20 protein-coding genes are annotated in these 26,507 nt (G+C 73.9%); 10 read left to right on the forward strand and 10 right to left on the reverse strand.

The features are described from left to right. Positions 1–493: 493 nt before the first annotated feature. On the forward strand, positions 494–943 hold the full coding sequence (locus tag ACZ7KX_RS36540; protein ID WP_396553065.1) for a PTS sugar transporter subunit IIA: 450 nt from the start codon (positions 494–496) through the stop codon (positions 941–943). A gap of 101 nt (positions 944–1,044) precedes the next feature. Further along, on the forward strand, positions 1,045–2,715 hold the full coding sequence (gene ptsP, locus ACZ7KX_RS36545; protein ID WP_470330273.1) for a phosphoenolpyruvate--protein phosphotransferase: 1,671 nt from the start codon (positions 1,045–1,047) through the stop codon (positions 2,713–2,715). A 78-nt stretch (positions 2,716–2,793) separates the two neighbouring features. Here the strand turns inward: ptsP and ACZ7KX_RS36550 are convergent, their stop codons facing one another. From ACZ7KX_RS36550 to ACZ7KX_RS36560, 3 genes are all read right to left on the reverse strand, one after another. Then, positions 2,794–4,830 carry an acetoacetate--CoA ligase gene (locus ACZ7KX_RS36550; RefSeq protein ID WP_470330274.1) on the reverse strand — a complete coding sequence of 679 codons (2,037 nt, stop codon included), beginning with the start codon at positions 4,828–4,830 and terminating at the stop codon, positions 2,794–2,796. 130 nt (positions 4,831–4,960) lie between these two features. Next, positions 4,961–5,509, reverse strand: a complete 549-nt coding sequence (locus ACZ7KX_RS36555; RefSeq protein ID WP_470330275.1) for an NUDIX domain-containing protein — start codon at positions 5,507–5,509, stop codon at positions 4,961–4,963. Positions 5,510–5,559: 50 nt separating this feature from the next. Next, complete coding sequence (locus tag ACZ7KX_RS36560; protein ID WP_470330276.1) at positions 5,560–6,507, reverse strand: NUDIX hydrolase; 948 nt, start codon at positions 6,505–6,507, stop codon at positions 5,560–5,562. A gap of 163 nt (positions 6,508–6,670) precedes the next feature. Here ACZ7KX_RS36560 and mmuM point away from each other — a divergent pair, with 163 nt between their 5' ends. The 5 genes from mmuM to ACZ7KX_RS36585 all read left to right on the forward strand — a co-directional run bounded on the left by mmuM (position 6,671) and on the right by ACZ7KX_RS36585 (position 12,944). Next, complete coding sequence (gene mmuM, locus ACZ7KX_RS36565) at positions 6,671–7,615, forward strand: homocysteine S-methyltransferase (protein WP_396553070.1); 945 nt, start codon at positions 6,671–6,673, stop codon at positions 7,613–7,615. Between the two features lie 119 nt (positions 7,616–7,734). After that, positions 7,735–8,499 carry an IclR family transcriptional regulator gene (locus ACZ7KX_RS36570; RefSeq protein ID WP_396553071.1) on the forward strand — a complete coding sequence of 255 codons (765 nt, stop codon included), beginning with the start codon at positions 7,735–7,737 and terminating at the stop codon, positions 8,497–8,499. A gap of 285 nt (positions 8,500–8,784) precedes the next feature. Beyond that, positions 8,785–9,522, forward strand: coding sequence for an MIP/aquaporin family protein (locus tag ACZ7KX_RS36575; RefSeq protein ID WP_470330277.1), 738 nt, complete (start codon positions 8,785–8,787; stop codon positions 9,520–9,522). Positions 9,523–9,654: 132 nt separating this feature from the next. After that, positions 9,655–11,175, forward strand: coding sequence for a glycerol kinase GlpK (gene glpK / locus ACZ7KX_RS36580; protein WP_470330278.1), 1,521 nt, complete (start codon positions 9,655–9,657; stop codon positions 11,173–11,175). A 173-nt stretch (positions 11,176–11,348) separates the two neighbouring features. Further along, positions 11,349–12,944: a glycerol-3-phosphate dehydrogenase/oxidase gene (locus ACZ7KX_RS36585; RefSeq protein WP_470330279.1), complete on the forward strand. Its 1,596-nt coding sequence runs from the start codon at positions 11,349–11,351 to the stop codon at positions 12,942–12,944. Between the two features lie 102 nt (positions 12,945–13,046). On the opposite strand, the gene ACZ7KX_RS36590 is transcribed toward ACZ7KX_RS36585, so the two are convergent. After that, entirely contained in the window at positions 13,047–14,267 is a 1,221-nt protein-coding gene (locus tag ACZ7KX_RS36590; protein ID WP_470330280.1) for a metal-dependent hydrolase family protein, read from the reverse strand. Between the two features lie 89 nt (positions 14,268–14,356). Between ACZ7KX_RS36590 and ACZ7KX_RS36595 the strand changes: the two genes are divergently transcribed. Next, a complete protein-coding gene (locus ACZ7KX_RS36595; RefSeq protein WP_470330281.1) occupies positions 14,357–14,977 on the forward strand; it encodes a TetR/AcrR family transcriptional regulator in 621 nt (206 codons plus the stop codon). A gap of 110 nt (positions 14,978–15,087) precedes the next feature. Here ACZ7KX_RS36595 and ACZ7KX_RS36600 read toward each other — a convergent pair whose 3' ends face one another. Then, positions 15,088–16,482 (reverse strand): GntT/GntP/DsdX family permease, encoded by a 1,395-nt coding sequence (locus ACZ7KX_RS36600; protein ID WP_470330282.1) that lies wholly within the window; start codon positions 16,480–16,482, stop codon positions 15,088–15,090. Continuing rightward, positions 16,479–17,033 (reverse strand): gluconokinase, encoded by a 555-nt coding sequence (locus tag ACZ7KX_RS36605; RefSeq protein WP_470330283.1) that lies wholly within the window; start codon positions 17,031–17,033, stop codon positions 16,479–16,481. The genes ACZ7KX_RS36600 and ACZ7KX_RS36605 overlap by 4 nt, the downstream gene beginning before the upstream one ends. A gap of 149 nt (positions 17,034–17,182) precedes the next feature. Between ACZ7KX_RS36605 and ACZ7KX_RS36610 the strand changes: the two genes are divergently transcribed. Both ACZ7KX_RS36610 and ACZ7KX_RS36615 read left to right on the forward strand, forming a co-directional pair. Then, positions 17,183–17,878 (forward strand): FadR/GntR family transcriptional regulator, encoded by a 696-nt coding sequence (locus ACZ7KX_RS36610; RefSeq protein WP_470330284.1) that lies wholly within the window; start codon positions 17,183–17,185, stop codon positions 17,876–17,878. A 177-nt stretch (positions 17,879–18,055) separates the two neighbouring features. Then, positions 18,056–18,526, forward strand: a complete 471-nt coding sequence (locus tag ACZ7KX_RS36615) for a hypothetical protein (RefSeq protein ID WP_470330285.1) — start codon at positions 18,056–18,058, stop codon at positions 18,524–18,526. Position 18,527: 1 nt separating this feature from the next. On the opposite strand, the gene ACZ7KX_RS36620 is transcribed toward ACZ7KX_RS36615, so the two are convergent. The 4 genes from ACZ7KX_RS36620 to ACZ7KX_RS36635 all read right to left on the reverse strand — a co-directional run bounded on the left by ACZ7KX_RS36620 (position 18,528) and on the right by ACZ7KX_RS36635 (position 26,465). Then, positions 18,528–19,304: a metallophosphoesterase gene (locus ACZ7KX_RS36620; protein ID WP_470330286.1), complete on the reverse strand. Its 777-nt coding sequence runs from the start codon at positions 19,302–19,304 to the stop codon at positions 18,528–18,530. Positions 19,305–19,323: 19 nt separating this feature from the next. After that, complete coding sequence (locus ACZ7KX_RS36625) at positions 19,324–23,886, reverse strand: hypothetical protein (protein WP_470330287.1); 4,563 nt, start codon at positions 23,884–23,886, stop codon at positions 19,324–19,326. Positions 23,887–23,931: 45 nt separating this feature from the next. Beyond that, positions 23,932–24,807 carry a hypothetical protein gene (locus ACZ7KX_RS36630; RefSeq protein ID WP_470330288.1) on the reverse strand — a complete coding sequence of 292 codons (876 nt, stop codon included), beginning with the start codon at positions 24,805–24,807 and terminating at the stop codon, positions 23,932–23,934. Positions 24,808–24,935: 128 nt separating this feature from the next. Next, entirely contained in the window at positions 24,936–26,465 is a 1,530-nt protein-coding gene (locus ACZ7KX_RS36635) for a hypothetical protein (protein ID WP_470330329.1), read from the reverse strand. Between the last annotated feature and the right edge of the window lie 42 nt (positions 26,466–26,507).

Below are 26,507 nucleotides of genomic sequence, written 5' to 3' on the forward strand. Positions count from 1 at the left end.
TTTGGCACGCTGTTGAGTTCTCAAGGAACGGACGCTTCCTTCGGACCGCCTTCCAGCGGACCCTCCGGGCTTCGTTCTTTCGTGTTTCCAGCTTACCAGATGTTTTCCGCTCCGTTTACCGGGGCTTTTCACATCTGAAATCTGGAGTTAACCGCCGAGTTGCGGCGACTCGACCAACCATAGCGGGTCGGTGTCCGGAGCGCGAATCAAGGCGCGCCCGGTGTCACCCGGGTGGCGGCATGATTTGTTGCTCTCGCGAGCATATACAGCAATGGTCCCGATTCGCCAAGATGCCTGTAGAGTGCGGCGCATCGACCGAGAGGACTAGACCACTCGCGGGCCGATGGGACGCCGGCCGGTAGGTGGGCGGAGGGCGGGTTGTTCGCCCTGGAATGTCGACAGATGTCCGAAGTTGACATGATTTAGTCTTCAGCTGATCGTCGTGCCGCTCCTCGCGGCCGCTCGCTGTACTGCGCACTTGGGAGGCACAACCATGACCACTGTGACGTCGCCGCTGACCGGTCGGGTCGTCGGGCTCGCCGGCGTGCCCGACCCGGTGTTCTCGGGCGCGATGGTCGGTCCCGGTACCGCGATCGACCCGGTCCGTCGGCCCACCGAGGCGGTCGCTCCGGTGGACGGGGTCGTGGTCTCCATGCACCCGCACGCCTTCGTCGTCGTGGACGCCGAGGGCCACGGGGTGCTGACCCACCTCGGGATCGACACCGTCCAGCTCAACGGCGAGGGCTTCGAACTGCTCGTCAACAAGGGCGACACGGTGACCCGCGGCCAGGCCGTCATCAAGTGGGACCCGGCCGCCGTGGAGGCCGCCGGCAAGTCGCCGATCTCGCCGATCGTCGCGCTGGAGGCCGCTCCGGACTCGCTCGGCGGCCTCCGGGAGGACGGCGAGGCCGCGTCCGGCGACGCCCTGTTCAGCTGGAGCTGACCTCTCGACCACGGACACACACCCGCCCCGCAGGAAGTGACGGGGCGGCCCGGCACTCAGCGGTTCCCGGCGGGGCCGCTCCTCTCAGCGGAGACAGGTAGATGGAGAAGACACTGCGCGGCGTGGGTGTCAGCCACGGGGTCGCGATCGGCCAGGTGCGGCACATGGGAACGGCGGTGCTGGAGCCCCCGGCCACCCGGATCCCGACCGAGGACGCCCCGCGGGAGCAGGCGCGTGCCCAGGCCGCCGTGGACGCGGTCGCCGCCGACCTGATCGCGCGCGGCAACCTGGCGGGCGGCGAGGCGCAGGCCGTTCTGGAGGCCCAGGCGCTGATGGCGCAGGACCCGGAGCTGATGGCCGACGTGTCCCGCCGGATCGCCGTCGGCAGCAGTGCCGAGCGTGGTGTCTACGACGCGTTCGCCGCCTACCGTGCGCTGCTCGCCTCCGCCGGGGAGTACCTGGCCGGTCGGGTCGCCGACCTGGACGACGTGCGGAACCGGATCGTGGCCCGGCTGCTCGGCGTGCCGATGCCGGGTGTGCCGGACAGCGACGAGCCGTACGTGCTGTTCGCGCGGGACCTCGCGCCGGCCGACACCGCGCTGCTGGACCCGATGCTGGTGCTCGGGTTCGTGACCGAGGAGGGCGGGCCGACCAGCCACAGCGCCATCCTGGCGCGGGCGATGGGCGTGCCGGCCGTCGTGGCGCTGCCCGGGGCGACCGATGTCGCCGAAGGCACCGTCGTCGCGGTGGACGGCAGCTCCGGTGACGTGCTGCTGGAGCCGTCGCAGGAGAAGCAGGACGAGCTGCGGGCGATCGCCGCCGAGCGCAAGGCCGCGCTGGCCGCCTCCTCCGGCCCGGGGCAGACCTCCGACGGGCACCGCGTCCCGCTGCTGGCCAACGTGGGCGGCCCGGCGGACGTGCCGGCCGCGCTGGAGAACGGTGCCGAGGGCGTCGGCCTGTTCCGTACCGAGTTCCTGTTCCTGGACGACTCGGCGAAGGCGCCCGGCGAGGAGAAGCAGGTCGAGGCGTACCGCAAGGTGCTGGAGGCCTTCCCCGAGGGCCGGGTCGTGGTCCGGGTGCTCGACGCGGGCGCGGACAAGCCGCTGGACTTCCTGACCCCGGCGGACGAGCCGAACCCGGCGCTCGGCGTGCGCGGTCTGCGGACCCTCCTGGAGCACCCCGAGGTGCTGCGCACCCAGCTGCGGGCGCTGGCCACGGCTGCCGAGGGTCTGCCGGTGCACCTTGAGGTGATGGCCCCGATGGTGGCCGACCGCAAGGACGCCAGGGACTTCGCGACCGCGTGCCGCGAGGCCGGGCTGCAGGCCAAGTTCGGCGCGATGGTGGAGATCCCGTCGGCCGCGCTGCGGGCCCGGGCGATCCTGCAGGAGGTCGAGTTCCTGTCCCTGGGGACCAACGACCTGGCGCAGTACACCTTCGCGGCCGACCGCCAGGTCGGTGCGCTGGCGCGGCTGCAGGACCCGTGGCAGCCGGCGCTCCTGGACCTGATCGCCGCGGCCGCCGAGGCCGCGCGGGTGAGCGGCAAGAGCTGCGGCGTCTGCGGCGAGGCGGCCTCCGACCCGCTGCTGGCCGTGGTGCTGACCGGCCTCGGCGTCACCAGCCTCTCGATGGGCTCGGCGTCGATCCCGTACGTGCGGACCGCGCTGGCCAAGTACACGCTGGCGCAGTGCCGGCGGGCGGCCGAGGCGGCCCGGGCCGCGGACAGCGCCGAGGAGGCACGGGCCGCGGCGCAGCAGGTGCTGTCCGGCGAGTAGGTCGCGGCGGCAGGACGAACGAGGAAGGGGCGCTCCCACCACGGCGGTGGGGGCGCCCCTTCCTCGTGTGCGTCGGGGTCAGGCCTGGCGGTCGAGGCGGAGCTGCTCGAAGTAGCGCAGGTGCTCGATGTTGTCGACGGAGCCGGGGTTGACGGCCTGCTCCAGCGGGGTGCCGGAGAGGATGCGCTTGACCGGGACCTCGATCCGCTTGCCGGTGAGGGTGTGCGGGAGGCCGCGGACGGTGATGACCTCGTCGGGGACGTGGCGCGGGGAGAGTTCGGTGCGCAGCGAGGTGCGGATGCGGCCGATGAGGTCGTCGGTCAGCTCGGCGCCGGGGGCGAGGACGACGAACAGCGGCATCCAGTAGCCGCCGTCGGGCTCCTCCAGGCCGATGACCAGGGACTCGGCGATCTCGGGGAGGCGCTCGACCACCTCGTAGATGTCCGAGGAGCCCATCCGGACGCCCTGGCGGTTGAGGGTGGAGTCGGAGCGGCCGTGGATGACGACGGTGCCCCGGGAGGTGACGGTGATCCAGTCGCCGTGGCGCCAGACGCCGGGGTAGGTGTCGAAGTAGCTGTCGTGGTAGCGGGTGCCCTCGGGGTCGTTCCAGAAGCCGGTGGGCATGGAGGGGATGGGCTTGGTGACCACGAGTTCGCCGACCGCGTCGGTGAGCGGCTTGCCCTGGACGTCCCAGGACTCGACGGCGGCGCCGAGGCAGGGGGCCTGGATCTCGCCGAGGTACACCGGGAGGGTGGGGACGCCGCCGACGAAGCAGGAGCAGACGTCGGTGCCGCCGCTGACGGAGGCGAGCCAGACGTCCGCCTTGACCTCGTCGTAGATCCAGCGGAAGCCGTCGGGCGGGAGCGGGGAGCCGGTGGTGCCGATGCAGCGCACGGCGGAGAGGTCGAGGTCGCGGCCGGGGTGGAGTTCGGCCTTGCGGCTGGCGATCACGTAGGCGGCGGAGGTGCCGAGGACGGTCGCGCCGGTGCGGGCGGCGACGGACCAGAGGGCGCCGGTGTCGGGGTGGCCGGGGCTGCCGTCGTAGGTGACGATCGTGGACCCGACGAGGAGGCCGGCCAGCAGGAAGTTCCACATCATCCAGCCGGTCGAGGTGTACCAGAGGAAGCGGTCCTGGGGGCCGAGGTCGAGGTGGAGGCCGGCCTGCTTGAGGTGTTCGAGCAGGATGCCGCCCTGGCTCTGGACGATGGCCTTGGGCAGGCCGGTGGTGCCGGAGGAGTAGAGGACCCAGAGCGGGTGGTCGAAGGGGACCGGCTCGAAGACCGGCTCCACGTCGTCGGCGACCAGGTCGTCCCAGGTCAGCGCGCCCTCGGGGGCGGGGCCGCCGAGCAGCGGGACGTGGACGACAGTGCGCAGGCTCGGGAGTTCGCGGCGCAGTTCGGCGACGACCTCGGTGCGGTCGTGGTCCTTGCCGCCGTAGTGGTAGCCGTCGACGGCGAAGAGGACGGCGGGCTCGATCTGCTGGAGGCGGTCGAGGACGCTGCGGGCGCCGAAGTCGGGGGCGCAGCTGGTCCAGATCGCGCCGACGGCGGCGGTGGCGAGGAGGGCGACGGCGGCCTGCGGGATGTTGGGCAGGTAGGCGCCGACGCGGTCGCCGGGGCCGATGCCGCGGGCGCGCAGGGCGGCGGCGAGGGAGCCGACCTGGCGGCGGAGTTCGGCCCAGGTGAGGACGACGGGCTGGTCGGTGGTCTCGTCGAGGTGGAGGATCGCGGGGCGGTCGGCGTTGGGCCCCTCCGCTCCGTCGGGGCCGGGCTCGGCGGCGCGCAGGGCGTGCTCGGCGTAGTTGAGGCGGGCGCCGGGGAACCAGCGGGCGCCGGGCATGGCCGGGTCGGCGAGGACGGCCTCGGGGGCCTGGGTGAAGCGGACGTCGAACCACTGGGTGACCGCTGCCCAGAACCGGTCGAGGTCCTCGGTGGACCAGGCGTGCAGGTCGGCGTAGCGCTCGGCGGCCTGCCGGTCGTCGGCGGCGGGGGCGAGCGGGGCGGCCGGGGCGCCGTGGTGTTCGGCGGCCCAGGCCTGGAAGGCCACCAGGCTGGTGGCGGCGGCGCGAGCGGGGGCGGGGCGCCAGAGCGGCTGGTCCTGGGGTGGGGTGCTCACGGTGGTGGTCTCCCGGCCGGTGGGTGGGGACGGGAGGGCTTGTGGCAGACCCGTCCGGTTGGGCTGTCGGTGCAGACCATGCCATGTGAGCGGCCGTCGCGCCAGGGTCGGCCGGCGGGCGGTCGGGTGGTCAGCGGGAGGTGAACTCCCCGCTGAACCAGCGGCGCAGGATGCCGTTGTGGAAGTCCCAGACCAGCGGCGTGTCGGCGGTGGCGAGCAGCCAGCCTTCGGTCTCGTCGGTGGGGCGCGAGGGCGGGAGCTCGGCGAGCGGGCGGGCGGGGAGCAGGCCGCAGAGCATCACGAAGCGTCCGTTGGGGTCGGAGGCGGTGTGGATCAGGGTGACCTCGGCGGGGTCGGCCGCGATGCCGGTCTCCTCGTGCAGTTCGCGGACGCAGGCCTGCTGCCAGCTCTCGCCGTAGTCCATGTAGCCGCCGGGGAAGGCGAGTTCGCCGTAGCCGGGTTCGATGGTGCGGCGGATGACGACGAGGGCCGGGTCGGCGTCGGGGCGGGTGACGGGGAGGACGGTGACCGCGACCGGCAGCGGGTTGCGGTAGCTGATCTCGGCGCAGCCGGGGCAGGTGCGGGGCCAGGCGCGGGTGTCGGGCGGGTAGGGCGTGCCGCAGAAGTGGCAGTGGGAGAACGGCCGGTGGACGGTCTGGGTCGCTTCGTCGGTGGTCATGGCCGGATGGTAGCCCGGTGGCCGACGGGGATCCCGGGGTGTCCGGTGAATCAGTGCGGTGGGATCGCCCCGGTCGGGTTCTCGCCGGTCGGGCTCTCGCCGGATGGCCCGTCGCCGGGCTGGTCCTCGCGGGTGGGGCGGAGCAGGGCGGGGTGCAGCAGTGCGGCGCCGCCGGCGTGGTAGGTGCGGGCGCGGGGGCCGCCGCGGGCGCCGCCGCGCTGGGTGGTGCTGCCGGTGCTCTCGACGAAGCCGGGGACGGAGAGGACCTTGCGGTGGAAGTTGCCGGGGTGCAGCTTCTCGTCCCAGACCGCCTCGTAGACGGCACGGAGGTCGGGGATGGTGAAGTCGTGGGGCAGGAAGGCCGTGGCCAGCGGGCTGTATTCGAGTTTGGCGCGGACCCGGTCGAGCCCGTCTGCGAGGATCCGGGCGTGGTCGAAAGCCAGCGTGAGCGCAGTGGTGCCGGCGCGCCCGTCGACGCCACCCCCGTGGGTGTCGGCGGGCGCGCCGGCGGCTCGGGACCGGCCGCCGGGCCGGAGGTCCAGGTCGCGGACGGGGTGCCAGGCGGCGGCCGCGGCGTCCGTCCCGGCCCGGGGGTCGGGGAGGTCCGGTGCGAAGGCGAGGTAGGCGACGGAGACGACGTGCATCCGCGGGTCCCGCTCGGGCGCGCCGTAGGTGCCGAGCTGCTCCAGGTGGAGCCGGCAGAGCCTGGCCTCGGCGTCGGCGGCGCCCTGCAGGCCCGTCTCCTCCGCGAGTTCGCGGGCCGCGGCCTCGTCCAGGCCCTCCTCGCCGGCCCGCAGGAAGCCGCCGGGCAGCGCCCAGCAGCCCTGGTGGGGCGGGGCGCCGCGCTCGACGAGCAGGACGTGCAGGAGGCCGTCGCGCAGGGTCAGGGCGACGACGTCGACGGTGACGGCGATGGGGGCGTAGGCGCGCGGGTCGTACGCGGCGAGCCATTCCTGCTCGGCCGCGGGCCCGCTGCCGGGCCGGTCGTCCGCTGCCATCGCCCTGCCCTCTCCGTGCTCGCTTCGCTGATCGGTCGTGTCGTTCTCGGAATGAGCACAACGTAGCGATTTGCGTTCCCCGGCGGCAAATGGTTTTCCCGGTCGGCCGGGGCGTCCGCCTTCTAGGCTGTGACCAGCAACGACCGCGCCAGAGGAGACCGACATGCCCACTGCTCCCCCGCCGGACTTCGCCGCGGCCCTGGCCGCCGGTCCGTTGGTGCTGGACGGCGGGATGTCGAACCAGCTGGCGGCGGAGGGGCACGACCTCTCGGACGAGCTGTGGTCGGCGCGGCTGCTGGCGGACGAACCGGCGGCGGTGGTGGCGGCGCACCGGGCGTACTTCGAGGCCGGCGCGGACGTCGCCATCACGGCGAGCTACCAGGCGAGCTTCGAGGGCTTCGCGCACCGCGGCATCGGCCGGGCGGAGGCGGCCCGGCTGCTGGCGAGCAGCGTGGAGCTGGCCCGGGAGGCGGCGCGGGCCGAGCCGGGCGGGCGGCGACGCTTCGTGGCGGCGTCGGTGGGCCCGTACGGGGCGGTGCTGGCGGACGGTTCCGAGTACCGGGGCCGCTACGGGCTGGGCGTCGCCGAGCTGGTGGCCTTCCACCGGCCCCGGCTGGAGGTGCTGGCGGCGGCTCGGCCGGACGTGCTGGCGCTGGAGACGGTGCCGGACGCGGACGAGGCGCGGGCGCTGCTGGAGCTGGTGCGCGGGCTGGGGGTGCCGGCCTGGCTGTCGTACAGCGTCGAGGGCGACCGGACCCGGGCCGGGCAGCCGCTGGCGGAGGCGTTCGCGCTCGCGGCGGAGGTGGACGAGGTGCTGGCGGTGGGCGTCAACTGCTGCACGCCGCGGGACGCGGACCGGGCGGTGGCGGTGGCGGCCGACGTGACCGGGAAGCCGGTGGTCGTCTACCCCAACAGCGGGGAGCAGTGGGACGCCGAGTGCCGGGGCTGGCGCGGCGAGGCGACCTTCCGCTCGGCCCGGGTGGGCGGCTGGCTCGCGGACGGGGCCCGGTTGGTGGGCGGCTGCTGCCGGGTCGGACCGGACGGGATCGCGGCGCTCGCGGCGGAGGTGGCGGTGCGCCGGGGGCCGTCGAGCGGCGCGGAAGGTTAACACCCGGCCGAGGGCGGGTTACCGAGGGGGAAGGTGCACGGAGTCAGTACGGCCTGGCAGACTCGTGCCGTCACCACTGTGGTCGACATTGTCGACCGCCTGTCAGCGCGGAGGTTCTCATGCCCGGCCCGATCCAGTCGCTTTCCCGGGCCGCCGCGATCATGCGACTGCTGGCCGGCGGTGAGCGCCGCCTGGGCCTGTCCGAGGTCGCGACGGCGCTGGACCTGGCCAAGGGGACGGCGCACGGCATCCTGCGCACGCTGCAGCAGGAGGGGTTCGTCGAGCAGGACCCGGAGAGCGGCAAGTACCAGCTGGGCGCCGAGCTGCTGCGGCTGGGGCAGAGCTACCTGGACGTGCACGAGCTGCGGGCGCGGGCCCTGGTGTGGGCCGACGACCTGGCCCGGGCGGCCGGGGAGACGGTCTACCTGGGGGTGCTGCACCAGCAGGGCGTGCTGATCGTGCACCACGTGTTCCGGCCGGACGACACCCGGCAAGTGCTGGAGGTCGGCTCGATGCAGCCGCTGCACAGCACCGCGCTGGGCAAGGTGCTGGTGGCCTACGACCCTGTCGCGCGGGGGGAGTTGGGCGACGGGCCGTACGAGTCGTACACCGTGCGCACGCTCACCGAGGCGGCTGACGTGGACGCCGAGTGCGCGCTGATCCGCGAACGCGGCTGGGCGGACTCGATCGAGGAGACCTGGGAGGGCGTGGCCTCGATCGGCGCGCTGATCCAGGACCGACGGCGTAATCCGGTGGGTGCGGTCTGCATCAGCGGGCCGGTCGAACGGGTCTGCGAGGACGGCTTCGTGAAGCCCTCGCTGGTGGCCTCGGTGCGCAGTGCGGCGCGCGCGATCTCGCGCGACCTGGGCGCAGGCCGGTTCTGAGGGACGCATTCATTTCGTCACGCTGAGGCGCGGACGGGCGGTCGGCCTGTCCGCGCCTTGGCGTTTTGCCCCGTTTCGGGGCGCTCCGCTCGGTAACTTCTGGGGACGGGCGGGGACAAGGGTCACAGCTGCGTAACCCTGCCTTGACGTGGAGGCGACCTGGGGAGGAAGCTTCCGCATGACGGTCGACATTGTCGAACGATGGCCGGGAGATCACTCCCACAGCGCGCTCACCCGCACAGCGATCGACCCGGCCGCCCACCCCCACCCGCACCTCCGGGCCATATGGACAAGGGAGTCTTTGTGTCCGCGTTCTCCAACGGCGACGTCTTCGTCGGCGAAACCCTCGGCACCGCCGCCCTGATACTCCTCGGCGGCGGCGTCTGCGCCGCCGTGACCCTCAAGAAGTCGAAGGCGATCAACGCCGGCTGGCTGGCGATCACCTTCGGCTGGGGATTCGCGGTCCTCATCGCCGCTTACATGTCGGCTCCGAAGTCCGGCGCGCACCTCAACCCCGCCGTCACCCTCGCGCTCGCGGTCAAGAGCGGCGAGTGGAGCCAGGTGCCGCTCTACATCGGCTCGCAGATGCTCGGCGCGATCATCGGCGCCGTCCTCGTCTGGGCGACCTACCTCGGCCAGTTCAACGCCAACGAGGAGCCCACCCTCGGCATCTTCTCGACCGGGCCCGAGATCCGGAACCCGTTCCAGAACGTGCTCACCGAAGTCATCGGCACCTTCGTGCTCTGCTTCGCGATCCTCACCATCGGCACCAACGCCGGCCTCTCGCAGTCCGGCACCGGCACCCTGATGGTCGCCTTCACCGTCGTCGGCATCGGCCTCTCGCTGGGCGGCCCGACCGGCTACGCGATCAACCCGGCCCGTGACCTCGGCCCGCGCATCGCCCACGCCCTGCTGCCGATCCCCCACAAGGGCGGCTCCGACTGGTCGTACGCCTGGGTCCCGGTCGTCGGCCCGGTCATCGGCGGCCTCGCGGCCGGCGGCGTCTACAACGCCCTCTTCTAAGCGGTACGACGCCCTCTTCTGAAGGCTCCCCGCCGAACAGCAGAGTGGACCCCGCCGAACACGGGGACTGACCGAGAAGCGTGTCAGGCCCACCCACCCCGTACCCCTCAACCCGAGCCGAGGACCCTCCCCATGACCTCCACCGGTAACTACATCGCCGCGATCGACCAGGGCACCACCTCCAGCCGCTGCATCATCTTCGGCGCCGACGGCCGGATCGTCGCCGTCGACCAGCAGGAGCACCGGCAGATCTTCCCGCAGCCCGGCTACGTCGAGCACGACGCCGCCGAGATCTGGACCCGGGTGCAGTCGGTCGTGCGCGGTGCGCTGGAGAAGGCCGGACTGACCAAGGACGACATCCGCGCCATCGGCATCACCAACCAGCGCGAGACCACCGTCCTGTGGGACAAGAACACCGGTGAGCCGGTGCACAACGCGCTGGTGTGGCAGGACACCCGTACCGAGGGGCTGTGCCGCGAGCTCGGCCGCAACGTCGGCCAGGACCGCTTCCGCCGCGAGACCGGCCTCCCGCTGGCCAGCTACTTCGCCGGCCCGAAGATCCGCTGGCTGCTGGACAACGTCGAGGGCCTGCGCGAGCGCGCCGAGGCCGGCGACATCCTGTTCGGCACCATGGACACCTGGGTCATCTGGAACCTCACCGGCGGTGTCGACGGCGGCAAGCACGTCACCGACGTGACCAACGCCAGCCGCACCATGCTGATGAACCTCAAGACCCTCGCCTGGGACGAGAGCATCGCCGAGTCCATGGGCGTGCCGATGGCCGTCCTGCCGGAGATCCGCTCCTCCGCCGAGGTGTACGGCGAGGCCGTCGGCGACCTGGCCGGCGTCCCGGTCGCCTCCGCGCTCGGCGACCAGCAGGCCGCGCTGTTCGGCCAGACCTGCTTCAACGAGGGCGAGGCCAAGTCCACCTACGGCACCGGCACCTTCCTGCTGCTGAACACCGGCGAGAAGATCGTCAACTCCTACCACGGCCTGCTGACCACCGTCGGCTACCGGATCGGCGACCAGGCCCCGGTGTACGCCCTGGAAGGCTCGATCGCCGTCACCGGCTCGCTCGTCCAGTGGCTGCGCGACCAGCTCGGCATCATCTCCACCGCCGCCGAGATCGAGACCCTCGCCAACACGGTCGAGGACAACGGCGGCGCCTACTTCGTCCCGGCCTTCTCCGGCCTGTTCGCCCCGTACTGGCGCTCCGACGCCCGCGGTGTGATCGCCGGTCTGACCCGGTACGTCACCAAGGGCCACCTGGCCCGGGCCGTCCTGGAGGCCACCGCCTGGCAGACCCGCGAGGTCGTCGACGCCATGCAGAAGGACTCCGGGGTCGAGCTCACCGCCCTCAAGGTCGACGGCGGCATGACCAGCAACAACCTGCTCATGCAGAACATCGCCGACGTCCTGGACGCCCCGGTCGAGCGCCCGTACGTGGCCGAGACCACCGCCCTCGGCGCCGCCTACGCGGCGGGTCTCGCCGTCGGCTTCTGGAACGACCTCGACACCCTGCGGGCCAACTGGCACCGCGCCGCCGAGTGGACCCCGCGCATGGACGAGGCCACCCGGGAGCGCGAGTACAAGAAGTGGCTCAAGGCCGTGGAGCGCACCATGGGCTGGGTGGAGGAGGAAGAGAACAACTGACCGACGAGCCGGTCGGGGCCGCTGGCCCCGGCCGGCCGCCCGCTGTTCCGGCAGCGGGTGTCACCGCGTTTCACCGGCCCGCCGCACCGGGCCGACCGGTCCCTCCCGCAGGGGCCGCACCGCACACGAGAGGAGTAACGGCGCGCCCGACCCGCGCGCCGTACACAATCACCATGGCAACCATCCCGACCCTGGGCGCCGAGCGCACCGCCGGCCGCACCGCCTCCCGCGCCGAGACCCGCGAACTGCTCGGCAAGGCCACCTACGACCTGCTGGTGATCGGGGGCGGCATCCTCGGCACGGCCGTCGCCTGGACCGCGTCCCAGGCCGGCCTGAAGGTCGCCATGGTCGACGCCGGCGACTTCGCCGGCGCCACCTCCAGCGCCTCCTCCAAGCTCGTCCACGGCGGTCTGCGCTACCTGCAGACCGGCGCGGTCAAGCTCGTCGCGGAGAACCACAAGGAGCGCCGCGCGCTCTCCACCGACGTCGCCCCGCACCTGGTCAACCCGCTGACCTTCTTCGTGCCGGTCTACAAGGGCGGCCCGCACGGCGCCGCCAAGCTCGGCGCCGGCGTCTTCCTCTACTCGGCGCTGTCCGCCTTCCGCGACGGCATGGGCCGGGTCTCCACCGCCGCGCACGCCGCCCAGCAGGTGCCCGCGCTGCGCACCGAGGGCCTGCGCTCGGTGGCCGTCTACGGCGACCACCAGATGAACGACTCGCGCGTCGCCGTGATGACCGTGCGCGCCGCGGTCGACGCCGGCGCCGTCGTGCTCAACCACGCCGAGGTCACCGGGCTGCGCTTCACCGGCGGCCGGGTCACCGGCGCCGAGCTCCGCGACCGTCTGGACGGCAGCGAGTTCGGCATCGACGCCCGCCTGGTGCTCAACGCCACCGGCCCGTGGGTCGACCACCTGCGCAAGATGGAGGACGCCGGCGCCGCGCCGTCGATCCGCCTCTCCAAGGGCGCGCACGTCGTGGTCAAGCGCCGCTCGCCGTGGCGCGCCGCGCTGACCATCCCGATCGACAAGTACCGCGTCTCCTTCGCCATCCCGTGGGAGGACCACGTCCTGCTCGGCACCACCGACGAGGAGTACACCGGCGACCCGAAGGACGTCCGGGCCACCGACGCGGACATCGACCAGATCATGGGCGAGGCCGCGCACGCGATCCGCGACGAGCACCTCGACCGCGACCTGATCACCTACTCCTTCGCCGGCCTGCGCGTCCTGCCGGGCGGCCCGGGCGACACCGCCGCCGCCAAGCGCGAGACGGTCGTCACCGAGGGCCGCGGCGGCATGCTGTCGGTCTCCGGCGGCAAGTGGACCACCTACCGCCACATCGGCCGCACCGTGCTGGAGAAGCTGGCCCACGTGCCCGGCACCAGCCTCGGCGAGGACATGTCCCCGATCGCCCCGACCGTCCCGCTGCCGGGCGTCGGCGCGCCGAACGCGGTGGCCCACCGCCTGCTGATCGACCGCGAGCCGGGCTCGCGCATGGAGCCGCTGGTCGCCAAGCACCTGGCCAGCCACTACGGCACGCTCTCCTTCGAGATCGCCCGCATGATCGACGAGAACCCGGAGCTCGGCCGGCCGATCCACCAGGACGGGCCGGACGTCTGGGCGCAGGTCGCGTACGCGGCCGACAACGAGTGGGCGTACACGGCCGACGACGTGCTGCGCCGCCGCACCACGATGACGGTGCGCGGCCTGGACACCCCGGAGATCCGGGACGAGGTCGACGCCTTCCTCGCGAAGCGGGCCGGCAAGTAACGGCTGTCGTACGGCGGGCGGGCGTTCGGGGTTTCCCCGGGCGCCCGCCCGTCGTCGTGCCCGGCCGCCGTTGCGCGGGAGCGTCACTGCTCGGGCGTGGGGTCAGATCGGCGCGCCGGCCTTCACCACGTGCCTGAGGTGCCGCTCCGGGCGGGTGAGGACGGAGAGGTCGGCCAGCGGGTCGCCGTCGACGACGAGCAGGTCGGCGTGGGCGCCGGGCGCGAGGGTGCCGATCTCCCCCGCCATGCCGAGCAGCCGGGCCGCCGTTGTGGTCGCCGAGCGCAGCACGTCCGCGGCCGGCTGGACCTGCGCGCGGAGGGTGAACTCCTCCAGCTGGGCGGGGTGCAGCGGACCGAGCAGGTCGCTGCCGTAGACGAGGTTGACGCCCGCCCGGTGGGCGCGCTCCAGGGCGTCGAGGCCCCGGTCGCGGACCTCGGCGAGCTTGCCGACGGAGGCGGGCGGCAGGCCGGAGGCCGCGCCCAGCTTGGCGGTCTGCTCGTAGGCGACGAGGGTCGGGACGAGGAAGGCGTCCTTCTCCAGCAGCAGGGCGATCGTGGCGTCGTCCAGCAGGTTGCCGTGCTCGACGCAGCGCACCCCGGCCCGCAGGGCGCGGTCGATCGCGCGCGGGTGGTAGGCGTGCACGGTGACGTAGCGGTTGTGGTTCTCCGCCTCCTCGACGGCGGCGCGGATCTCCTCCTCGCTGTACTGGACGGCGGCGATCTCGTCGTGCGGGGAGGCGACGCCGCCGGAGAGCAGCACCTTGAGGTGGCGCGCGCCCTTGCGGAACTCGTCCCGGGCGGCGGCCCGGACCGCGTCCACGCCGTCGGCGATCCGGCCGAAGTTCGGCCGGGACTCGCAACAGGGCAGGGCGTCGTCGCCGAGCGGGCGCAGGTCCCCGTGGCCGCCGGTCTGGGACAGCGCCTTGCCGCCGTGCAGCAGCCGGGGGCCGAGCGCCAGGCCCTCGGCCAGGGCGCGGGCCATGCCGTGGTCGGCGCCGCCGACGTCCCGGACGGTGGTGAAGCCGCGGCGCAGCATGCGCTCGGCCTCGGCGAGGGCGCGGACGGTCGCGTAGCCCGGGGTCCAGCCGGCGACGTCGTGCAGGTCGAGCGTGGTGACCAGCAGGTGGACGTGGGCGTCGATCAGGCCCGGCAACACGGTGGCACCGCCGGCGTCGACCACCCGGACGCCCTCGCTCGCGACGGGTGGGCGGCCGGTTCCGGTGGCGGCGATCCGGCCGTCGGCGGCCTCCAGCCAGCCGAGGTCGGTGCGGGTTCCGTCCTCGGGGTGGAGCAGGTGGGCGTTGGTGATCAGCAGTCGGCTCACGGCGGTGGTCCCCCTCGGGTCCGGCGACAGGTTCAGTACGGCTCGTATTGAATACGACTCGTACTGAATACACCATGTATCGTTCTCCTGTGAACCCACCCCCCGCCGATACCGCCGCTCCCCGGCCGCCCCGCCGCCGCGTCCACACCCGGGCCCGGCTGCTGGCCGCGGCGAGCGAGCTGTTCCTCGCCGTCGGCTTCGCGCGGACGAGCATCGAGGACGTCTGCGCCGCCGCCGGCTACACCCGCGGCGCCTTCTACTCGAACTTCGGCAGCAAGGAGGACCTGCTGCTGGCGCTCTTCGACGACCAGGCGGCGCTGCGGATGGCCGAGCTGGAGCAACTCGCCACCGCCTGCGAGGAGTTGGCTCCGCAGGAACGGGCCCGGCGGCTGGTCGGGGCACTGCTGCGGGTCGAGCCCGCGGAGAGCGGATGGATCCTGCTGTTCCTGGAGTTCCGCCTGGTCGCGGCCCGTACGGAGGCGCTGGCCGAGCAGGTCGCCGCCCACGACCGGGCGGTCGCCACGGCGCTGGCCGACGTCCTGGAGCGGGCGCTGCCGGAGCTGGTGCCCCCGGGCGTGAGCGCCGGGCAGGCCGCGCTGGTGATCCTGGCCGCCCGGGAGGGGCTGCTGGCCCGTACCGCGGCGGGCGGGGTGGTCGCGGAGGACCTGCTGGAGGCGACGGCGGCGGTGCTGTCGGGACTGCTGGGCTGAGGAACGCCGAGGGGCGGCACCCGTACGGTCACGGGTGCCGCCCCTCGGCGGTGCTGCGGCGGCCGAAGCGCGCGGGCGCGACGTGCGGCTGTGGTGGAACCGGAGGGCCGCTAGACGACCAGGCTCAGCGGCAGGATCAGGGCGATGGCGACGACCGAGATCACCGTCTCCATGACCGACCAGGACTTCAGCGTCTGCCCGACGCTCATCCCGAAGTACTCCTTCACCAGCCAGAAGCCGGCGTCGTTGACGTGCGAGAAGAACAGCGAGCCGGCCCCGATCGCGAGCACCAGCAGGGCCGCGTGGGTCGAGGACATGTTCGCCGCGAGCGGGGAGACGATGCCCGCCGCGGTGATCGTGGCGACCGTCGCCGAGCCGGTGGCCAGGCGGATCAGCACGGCGATCAGCCAGCCCAGCAGCAGTGCCGAGATGTGCCACTCGCTCGACCACTCGCTCACCGCGTTGCCGACGCCCACGTCGATCAGGGTCTGCTTGAACCCGCCGCCCGCGCCGACGATGAACACGATGCCCGCGATCGGGCCGAGGGACTTGCCGACGGTCTCGGAGATCCGGGCCTTGTCGAAGCCGGCCGCCCGGCCGAGGGTCACCATGCCGAGCAGGGTCGCGGCGAGCAGGGCGATCAGCGGGGAGCCGATGAAGTCGAACACCCGCTGGGCCACGGCCTTCGGGTCGTCGATCACCACGTCGGCCAGTGCCTTGCCGAGCATCAGGACGACCGGCAGCAGGATGGTCGCCAGCACCGCGCCGAAGGACGGGGTGCGGTCGTGCTCGGCCGTCGCCTCGGGGGCGGTGGCGGCCGGGATCTCCAGCGGGCCGACCCAGCGCTCGGCGACCCGCGCGAACAGCGGGCCGGCGATGACCAGCGTCGGGACGGCGATCAGCAGGCCGAGGGCCAGGGTGATGCCGAGGTCGGCCTTCAGGGCGTCGACGGCGACCAGCGGACCGGGGTGCGGGGGCACCAGGCCGTGCAGCACCGAGAGGCCGGCCAGGGCCGGTATGCCGACCCGCATCAGCGGCACGTTGCCGCGGCGGGCGACCAGCAGCACGATCGGGATCAGCAGGACGACGCCGACCTCGAAGAACAGCGGCAGGCCGAGCACGGCCGCGATCAGCGCCATCGCCCAGGGCAGCGCCTTGGTGCCGGTGCGGGAGAGCACGGTGTCCGCGATGATGTTCGCGCCGCCGGAGTCGGCGAGCAGCTTGCCGAGCATCGCGCCGAGGCCGATCAGCAGGCCGACGCCGGCCACGGTGGCGCCGAAGCCCGTGGAGAAGCTGTTGAGCAGCTTGTCGAACGGAGCGCCCGCGACGGCGGCCAGCAGGCCGGAGCCGAGCGTGAGGGCGAGGAACGGGTGCAGCTTCAGCTTGGTGATCAGTATGACGATCGCACCGATACTGAGCAGCACCGCGACCAGCAGCCGGGAGTCGCTACTGGCGTGCGCCAGGGCCGGTGGGGCGGCCGCCAGCAGGGTGGGGGCAGTTCTCACGCGAGGTCTCCATTGACGGGCCGCAGCAGCGCCGCGGCCATCTCGACGAGTTCTTCGGGGGACGGGCCGACGTCCAGGACCGCGCCGCACTCGTCCGCCCCCAGGGGCTCCAGGGTGGCGTACTGCGAGTCGAGCAGCGACGACGGCATGAAGTGGCCGGTGCGGTGGTTGAGCCGGCCCTCGACCAGCTCGTGGCCACCGCTGAGGTGCAGGAAGAAGGCGCCCGGGCAGGACGCGCGCAGGGTGTCGCGATAGTGGTGCTTCAGCGCCGAGCAGGTGACCACGCCGCCGGTGCCGTCCTCGGTCCGCTCCTTGAGCCAGGCGCCGATGGCGCGCAGCCAGGGGGCGCGGTCCTCGTCGTCCAGCGGGATGCCGGCCGACATCTTGGCGATGTTGGCCGCCGGATGGAAGTCGTCCGCCTCGGCGAAGGGGAGGCCGAGGCGGTCCGCCAGCATGCGGGCCAGGGTGGTCTTGCCGACGCCCGAGACGCCCATCACCACGACGGTGAGGGGAGCCGTGGGGCGGTCGTGGTTCTCGACGCTGAGAGCCATGGTGGTGCTCCTTCGTTTCCTGGCCGCCACTATCGCCTCAAAGATATGACGTATTCAAGTACCGGAAACCAAATCGTCATACTTTTACGGTGTGGGCTGGGTCGCAGGGCGGCGCGGCCGCCCTCGGGTCGAACGTCTAGGCTGGGCGGATGGAGATCCAGGGGCTGCCCGGGCGGCTGCTTGACGAGCTCGGGCCGGCGATCGCGTCCGGGGAGCTTCCCGAGGGTTCGGTGCTGCGCGGCGAGGAACTGGAGGAGCGGTTCGGGGTGTCCCGGACGGTCGTCCGGGAGGCGGTGCGGGTCCTGGAGGGAATGCGCATGGTGGCGTCCCGGCGCCGGGTCGGGATCACCGTGCTGCCGAAGTCGCTCTGGGACGTCTTCGATCCGATGGTGATCCGCTGGCGCCTGGCCGGGGCCGACCGGCCCGCCCAGCTGCGCTCGCTCGGTTCGCTGCGGATGGCCGTCGAACCCGCCGCGGCGGCACTCGCCGCGACCCACGCCACCGACGATGACCGGCGTGAACTCAGCTCGCTGGCCGTCGAGTTGACGGTCGCCGCGCGCGACGCCGACCTGACCACCTTCCTCCGGCACGACATCGCCTTCCACGCCCTGGTGCTGCGCGCCTCCGGCAACGAGATGTTCGCCCACCTCGGGGACACCGTGGGGGCGGTGCTCACCGGGCGGACCGAGTACCATCTGATGCCCCATCAGCCGGAGCCGTACGCGATCCGGCTGCACCGCGAGGTCGCCGACGCGATCTGTTCGGGCCACGCCGAGGAGGCCGAGCAGGCGATGCGGACGATCGTCACGGGCGCGCTGGAGGAGCTCAACCAGCAGCTGGGCTGAGCGCACGCGTGGGCCGGGCCTTCCCGCGGCCGTTTCCCGGATGGCACGTTTTGAGGCCAGTTCGGTGGTTTCGGACGCATAGTCCCGGTTCGGCGGGGCAGAGTGAGCCTCGGGGGGCGCATTTCGTGTGCGCCCGGTCCGTACCCGTCATCGAAGTCCGCGCCTGGGGGTCGCCCGATGTCCGTGCCACGCCGCCGTCGCCGCCTGCCCGACGAGGTGCGCGCCGCCGCAGTCCGGGCGGTGCTCTCCCTCGCCTTCACCCTGGTGGGCGTGGTCGTCGCGACGTTGGCCTCGTACGCGGGCAGTTGGATGCTGACACCCGCGCTGATGGCCATGGGGCTCGGGGTGTTCGCCACCATGTGGTGCCTGCTGGAGATCCTGATCTCCCGTCAGGTCGCCTCGCAGCGGATGCGGACGCCGGGATCCGCGCACCCGATGGCGGGCAGCAGGGTGCCGCCCGAGCCGTTGGCCGCCCGGCCCTTCCCCCGGCCCGGCTCGTCGGCCCCGCCGCAGCCGAGCCAGTCGGTCTACCAGCAGCCTTACCAGCAACCCCACCAGTCGGTGTACCAGCAGCCCTACCAGCAGCCCCACCAGCAGCGGCCGCAACAACCGCCGCACCAGCCACGGGTGTCGGCCCCGCGGCCGTGACTCAGTCGACCGGGACGACCCGGTAGTGGGTGGTGATCCTGGCGTCCCCGTCCAGGACGTGGAAGGCGAGCATCGGCGGGTGGTCGAAGGAGATGCCGCGCCCGCCCTCGCAGGGCAGGGTGACGGTGGACACCACGCCGGGCGCGACCAGCAGCGGCAGCCCGGCGAAGGTGGTCGCGGCCGGGGTGTGGGAGTGACCGCAGAGCAGGGCGGCCACCCGTGGGTGCCGGCGCAGCACCCGCGCCAGGCGCACCTCGCCGAACTGCCGGATCCCGTCGACCATCGGCATGTGCAGCTCGACCGGCGGGTGGTGGAAGGCCACCAGGGCGGGCAACCCGGTGCGCCCCTCCGCGAGTCGGGTGTCCAGCCAGTCCAGCGTCTCGTCGTCCAGCAGGCCGTCGTGCTGCCCGGGTATCGACGAGTCGAGCATCAGCACGTCGGCGCCGGGGAGTTCGTGCAGCCGGTTGACCGGGCCCGACCCGCGCCCCTCCCCCGACGCCTCGCCGAGCAGTACCTCCCGGTAGGGCGCCCGGGCGTCGTGGTTCCCGGGGCAGGTGAGCACCGGGTGCCGGGAGCTCAGCACCTCGGCCACCTGCTCGTACTCGGCGGGCAGGCCGTGGTCGGCGAGGTCCCCGGTGACCAGCACCGCGTCCAGCGGGCCGGGCAGGGCGTCGAGGTACGCCGTCACCTGCTCGGCCCGCCGCCGGGCCCGCTTGCCGCGGTCCCGGCGGTGGTCCTGTCCGAGGTGGATGTCACTGAGGTGCGCGATCGTCAGCATGCCGATCACGCTAGCCAGTTCACGGCTGGGCGGGAACGTCCGCAGGGCGCTTGAACATCCGGGTGGCGGTGATCTCGCCGTGGATGGTCGGGCCGTCCGGGTCCTGCGCGGCGGGCAGGCCGGGGCGCAGATGCTCCTCGACCGAGATGTACTTGAGGCCGGCCCGCAGGTCGGCGTCGTTGCGCAGGCGGATCACCAGGGGGAACTCGGCGAGCGCGGTGGTGTCGAACAGACCGGTGGTGTAGATGAGCTGGACGCCGAGCGCGTCGGCGACGGCGCGCTGGAGCTCCAGCAGGTAGGTGGCGTTGGCGCGGCCGATCGGGTTGTCCAGGAACAGCGTGCCGGCGTGCCGCAGCTGGGACTGGCCGCGGTCGTTGGCGCGCAGCGCGGCCATCGTGCAGTACAGCGCGATGGCGGCGGTGAGCAGCTGCCCGCCGGAGAACACGTCGGACATCTGGCCGACGCCGACCCGCTCGGCGCGCAGCACCGCGTCCGGCTTGAGGATCTCGACGCTGACGCCCTTGGGGCCGATCGCGGCGGCGACCCCGCGCAGCAGCAGGGACATGCCGTCGCGGCGCAGGTCGCTGTTCTTCCTGACGGCGGCGCGGGTGGCCTCGTCGATGACCTCGCCGAGGCGCTCGACCAGGGTGGCGTGGTCCGGGTCCTCGAAGCGGATCCGGAGGAACTCCTGGCCGGACCACTCCCCCAGGCCCTCGGGCAGCCGGGACAGCCGCTGGGCGGCGCGCAGGGTGGTGAGCGAGGACTCGACCAGGCCGCGCAGGCGGTCCACGATCGAGCCGCGGTTCTTCTCCAGCTGGGCGAGTTCGTCGGTGAGCACGCGCAGTCGGGGCGCGAAGGCGGCGGCCCAGGCGGCGGCGTGCTCGGGCAGCGCCGAGGCGGGCAGTTCGCGGATCTGCTGGCGGGCGGGGGTGCGGACGGCCTCGTAGCGGGCGGCGTTGGCGTGCCGGACGAGGGCGTCGGCGGCGTCGCGCACGGCGAGTTCGGCGCTGGACAGCTCACCGGCGGCGGTGCGCAGGCCGCGGCGGGCGTCGGCGGCGCCGTTGCGCGCCTCGGTGAGGGAGCCGAGGTACGGCTCGACCGGGTCGTCCGGGTCCTCCTGGTGGTCGCGCAGGCCGTCGCGCAGCTGGCCGGCCAGCTCGTCGAAGTCGGCGGCGGCGGACTGGGCGGTGTCGAAGGTGCGCTGCAGGTCGGCGTGCGCGGTGCGGGCGGCGTCCAGGGCCTCCCGGCGTTCGGCGAGGCGGCTGGTGGCGGTGCGCAGCAGGGCCTGAGCGTGCTCCGGGTCGGCGGGGACGAGGTCCTCGGGCAGCTCGGTGTGCGCCTCGCCGTCGCTGGGAGCGGAACGCTCGGCGTCGCCGCGCAGGCGGCCGAGCTGCTCGCTGGCGGCGGCGGAGCGGGCCTCGATGGTGGCGACCAGTTCCTCGGCGCGGGCGGCGGCGGCCTGGCGGGCCGGGCCGTCGGCGCCGTCGGGGCTGCCGAGGAGCTCTTCGGCGCGGGTGCGCACCTTGTTGGTGAGGCGGTCGAGTTCGGCCGCGGCGGCGGCCTCGTCGCCCTCGGCGCGGGCCTGTTCGGCGCGCAGGTCGGCGCCGACGCCGACCTTCTCGTACAGCTGGGAGGCGGCGCGGTAGGCCTCGCGCAGGGCGGGCAGCGCGGCGGGGGCGGTGTCGGCCGGGTCGTCGGTCTGCTCGGCGGCGGGGATCTCGGCGCGTTCGGCGCGCAGCGCGCGGGTCGTCCGGCGGGCGTCGTCGGCGGCGCGCTGGGCGGCACGGCGGTCCTCGTCGCAGGTGCGGGCGCGGTCGGCGCACAGGGCCTGGCGGCGGTCGCACTCGGCGGCGTCCTCGGCGAGTTCGCGCTGGCGGCGGGCCCAGTTGGAGCGCTCGCGCAGGCGGAAGGCGAGGCCGGAGAGCGCGTCGGCGCGGCGGCGGGCGCGCTGGGCGGCCTCGCGGTGCTCCTCGTGGGCGGAGGCCGCGGCGGCGTGGTCGGTCTCGGCCTCGTCGTGGTCGGCGCGCAGGGTGGCCAGGGCGGCGGCGGACTGCTCGGCGTGCTCGCGGGCGGCCTCCGCGGCGGCGGCGAGTTCGGCGAGGGTGCCGGGCGGGCAGCTGGCGTGCCACGAGGCGAGGCGGGCGGCGAGGGCGCGGTCGGCGCCGAGGCGGCCGGCGAGTTCGCGGATGTGCTCCTCGCGGGCGCTCGCCCGGGCGCGCAGCTCACGGCGCTCGCCGTCGGCGGCGGACTCGTCGTGCATGGCCGGGTTCGGCGGCACGAGGAAGAAGGCGGGCTCGTCGGTGATGGGCGCGATCAGGGAGGCGGCGGCGCCGACGGCCACGGTGGAGCGCGGCAGCAGGGCGGCGGACTGCAGGGCCTCGCGGGCGCGCTCCAGCGAGGACGGGTCGGTGACCACGACGCCGTCGACGAGTTCGGGTCGGGCGGCGAGGATCGCGTCGTGGTCGGCCGGGTCGACGGACTGGGCGAGGTAGCGCCAGCCGGGCAGGGCCGGGATGCCGTGCTCGGCGAGGTACTCGACGGTGGCGAGGACGTCCGGGCCGGGCGGCAGCAGGCCGCCGTCGCCGAGGGCGGCGAGGATGCGGGAGTCGTCGGCGGCGGCCGTCCGCAGGTCGAACAGGGTGCGCTCGGCGGTGGCGATGGCCTCGTCGAGGAGTTCGCGCAGGTACTCGGCGTTGCGGTCGAGGAGCGCGGGGGTGAGGAAGCCGGCGTCCTCCTCGGCGTCCTCCTGGTAAGGGGTGAGGGAGAGCAGGTCGGCGAGGCGCTGCTCGGTGGCGAGCAGGGCGGCGGTGCGCTGCTCGCCTGCCAGGGCCCGCGCGGCGGCCTTGCGGGCGTCGCCCGCGCGCTCGGCGGCGAGTTCGGCGCGCGACGTGGCGGCGGCGGCCTCGCGCAGCCGGGCGGCGCAGGCCTCGGCGGCCGTACGGGCCTGGGCGAGCGCGGCGGTGGCGGCCTTCTCGACGTCGGCGGCGTGCAGCGCGGCGCGGGCCGGGTCCACGTCGCCGTCGGCGTCGATGAAGCCGGCCGTGACGGCGGCTTCGGTCTCCTGCTCGACCTCGGCGAGGCGCTGGCGCAGGTGCTCGGCCTCGCTACGGGCCTTCTGGGCGGCGGTGGCGGCCTCGGTGGCGCCGGACTGCGCCTTTGCGCCGTCCTCCTGGAGTTCGCCCGCGCGCTGCTCCTCGGTGTCGGCGCGGGACTCGGCGGCCGCGGCGGCGGCCTCCAGGGCGCGGGCGAGGGCGGTCGCGGCGCGGGCGCGGGCGGCGAGCGCCGGTGCGGCGTCCAGCTCGGCCTCGCGGATGGCGGCGGCGACCCGGGTGACCCGGTCGGCGGCGGCGCGCTGGCGCAGCACTGCTTCGGCGGCCTGCCAGGCGGAGTGCAGGGTGCGGGCGTCGATCAGCTCGCGGCGCAGCGCGGCGGCTTCGGCGGTGGCTGCGGCGAGGCTCAGGGTGGCGTGGCGGTAGGTGAGTTCCTCGGTGATGAGGGTGTGCCGGGTGCGGTCGGACTCGGCGGCGGTGACGGCGCTCGCGGCGGCGGCGACCTCGATGGCGAGGTCCTGGGCGCGGTCGCGTTCGGCGCCGGCCCGGGAGGCGAGCGCGTGGGCGAGGCGGCGGGTGCGGCGCTCGGCGGTGCGGTGGGCCTCGCGGACGGTCTCGCGGGCGGTGGTGGCCTCGGCGATGCGCTCCAGCAGGTCGAGCGAGCCGGCGGTGAAGTCGCGTTCCGCGGTGAGTTCGGCGCGGCGGCCGAGCTTGGCGGCGAAGCCGTGGACGAGGTCGGCGAGGCCGTCGGTGTCCCGGGTGTCGGTGACGGCGCGCAGCAGGAGGTCGGTGAAGTCGCTGTCGTGCTTGACCGCGAAGAGGCCGGCGGCTTCGCCCTCGTCGGCGTTCATCTCGCGCTGGTAGCGGAAGAGTTCGGGGTCGAGGCCGAGTTCGCCGAGGTGCTCGGTCCAGCGGTCGTGGCCGTCCTCGAAGACCAGGTCGAGGTGGGGGTGGGCCTTGCCGGCCTCGGTGAGGGCGTCGCGGAAGCCCTTCATGGTGCGGCGGCGGCCGCGGGCCTTCTGGTCGCCGGCCAGGCTGACCCGCTCGGCGACCGGCAGGGAGTCGAGGGTGAGGCCGGGGCCGGGGCGGAAGGAGTACCAGGTCTCGGCGAACTTGCGCGGGTCGGAGGAGACCTGGCGGCCGCGCCACTCGCTGACCTTGCCGACCACGATCAGTTCGCCGGTGACGGTGTGCTGCCACTCCAGGGCGACGTGGCCGCAGTCGTCGGCGAGCAGGAACTTGCGCAGCACGCCGGAGCTGGCGCCGCCGAGGGTGTTGCGGTGGCCGGGGAGCATGACCGAGAAGATCAGCTTGAGCAGGACGGACTTGCCGCCGCCGTTCTCCAGGAAGAGCACGCCGGCGGGGGCGGGGCGGCGGACCGGGCCGTCGATGTCCTCGCCGAACAGGCCGATCTGCTGCGGGGCCGGGTCGGCGACGGGCTCGCCGACGCCGCGCAGGTCGAGCACCGTGTCGGCGTAGCGGGCGCCGGCCGGTCCGATCGAGTAGAGGCGGACCCGGTTGAGCTCGTACATGTGCGGCGGTTCTCCGTGCGTCTGTGGGGTGCGTCTATGGGGTTGTCAGAGCGAGTGGAACGGCAGGCCTGCGTCGGCGACCAGCTCGTCGGAGGTGTCCGGCGGCAGCAGGCTGGCGGTGCCGTCGGAGACCGGGACGACACCCAGGTCGAGCAGTTCGGCCATGGCCGCGCTGCCGGCCAGGTCGCGGACCTGGAGCTGGTAGCGGGCGGTGGTGCGGTAGGTGCCGCCGGAGTCGTCGGAGACCTTCTGCAGGAAACCGGAGTCGACCAGGAACATCACGGCCTTGGCGACGATGCCGATGGTGGAGCCGGAGAGCCGGCGGGCGTCCTTGGTGGCGCCGGTGGCGGTGCGCCGGGCCCAGACCCGCCAGGCGGCCTCCAGGCCGGGGGCGTCGGAGTGCGGGTCGGTGTTGGCGCCCTCGACGTCGGCCTGCTCCTCCAGGCGGCGGCAGGCCTGGCGGACGAAGGAGTCGACGCCGTTGACGGTGATCCGGCCGAGGTAGGCGTCGTCGGCGAGGTCCTCGGGGCGGGGGAAGGCCATCGCGGCGACGGCCAGGTGGGCCAGGCCGTGCAGGAAGCGGTCGGTGGACTCGGAGGCGGCGCGGCGCGAGTAGTCGCCCATCCGGACGGCGAACAGCGAGTCCTCGGCGGCGGCCACGGCCATGCCGGCGCGCGGCGAGACCTCCAGGACGACCAGGCCCATGCCGGTGGCGATGGCGTCGGCGAGCCGGGCGAACGGCGGGTCCTCGCGGTGGCGGCGCACGAGTTCGGCGTACTCGACGTCCCGGGCGGGCAGCAGCTTGGCCTGGAGGCCGAAGGAGACCAGCCGGGCGGCGTCGGCGACGTCGGCCGGGGTGATCGGCGCGGGGGCGGCCGGTTCGGTCTCGGTCGCCCAGGACGTGTCGTGGTGGGTCGTCACGGGCGGTGCTCCTCGGGGCTGTTGCTGCAGGTGTTCGGGGTGTCGCTGCGGGTGTTCGGGTGGTGCGTCACGTTCGGGGGTTCGGGCGGTGCGTCACGGCGGGGGTTCCGGCGGTGCGTCCCGGCCGGTCAGCCGGCGTCCTTGCGGTCGGCGGCCATGCCGACCGCGTCGAGCAGGGCGCTGCCGACGATCAGGTCGGCGCCGCCGAACTCCGGGTCGCGCAGCGGGGTGCCGTCGTCCACCGCGAAGAGCAGCCGCTCCTCGCCCTGGCGGTAGGCGGTGCCGACCGGCGGGCTGGCGGCGTGCACGGCGAGCAGGGCGACCAGGTACGGCAGGTCCGGGTCCTGCTTGCGGGCGTCGGCGAGCAGCCCGGAGAGCCGGCGGGGGGCGTCCGCGGGCAGGTCGAGCAGGACCAGCGCGGCCTCCAGCTGGGCCTCGGAGAACCGGCTGTCGTCCGGGGTGGCGACGAGGTCCGGGTCGGGCAGCTCGGCGCCGAGGTGCTCGCGCTCGACCGGCGGGGTGAGCAGGAGGTCGACCAGGTCGGCGACCCGGACCGAGACCGGGGTGCGCAGACCTACGCCGCGGGCGAAGAAGGCGCCGGTCGGGCGGACGGCCTGCTCCACCGGCAGCCGCAGCACCGGGGCGAGCAGCTGCCCGTACAGGTCGATGCCGCTGCGGGCGCCGGGGGTGGCGAAGGCCTGGCGGTCCTGCTCGGCGCGGAACAGCGGGCCGGCTTCCAGCAGGCGGGTCTGCAGCTGGGTGTGGCGGCGGATGCAGTCCTTGACGATGTCGACCAGCTCGGCGGCGCGGCGCTTGTGCTCCGGGTCCTCGGCCTCGTCGCGGGCCTTGCGGATGTTGGTGAGAATCGCGTTCTCGTGCCGGTAGCGGTCGGCGATGTGGTCCAGCGCCTCCTCGATGAGGTCCGGGACGGCGCGCATCCAGTCGACGGCCCGGACGTTGCGGCGGGTCGCGTCGAGGGCGCGGCGCAGCGTCTCGGCGTACTGGACGGTGCGGTAGCGGGCCTGCTCGGCGGCGAGCTGGGCGTCGGCCAGGCGGCCGCGGCGGATCAGCACCTCCAGCTTGACCTCGGCGGCGATCTGGGCCGAGGTGACGTCGGTGTCGAGCGCGCCGACCAGGACGTTGACCGCCTCGTCGGTGGTGCGCAGGTAGACGCCGCCGTCGGGGCCGGGGACCTCTTCGATCAGCTTGAAGTCGTAGTCGCGGCGCACGTACGCGCCGTCCGCGCCGAAGGTGCCGTAGACGGCGCGGAAGCCTCGGTCGACGCTGCCGACGTTGATCAGCGACTCCAGCACCCAGCGGGCGACCCGCTCGTGCTCGGCGGCGGGACGGCCGGCGGCCTGGGCGGCGACCCGGGGCAGCAGGCGGGCGAGGACGGCGTCGCGGTCGGCCCCGGTGTCGAAGTCCATGTTCAGGGTGACCAGGTCGATCGCGGCGAGGCCGACCTCGGCCATCGCGTAGCCGCCGTACTCGCCGGCCAGGTTGACCTTGCGGTTGTCCAGGTCGTGCAGCGGGGCGGTGCAGGCCAGCGCCTTGAGCCGGCGGGCCAGTCCTTCGTCGGCGGCGGGGCCGGGCGCGGGGCGCGCGACGGCCGGGCCGGCGGACGGACGGATGCCGGGCTCGGTGGACGGGTCTGCGATGGCGGTCACGGAGGACAAGATTAGAGGTTCGCACCGACATCG

Source organism: Kitasatospora sp. NPDC038210, assembly GCF_055600605.1.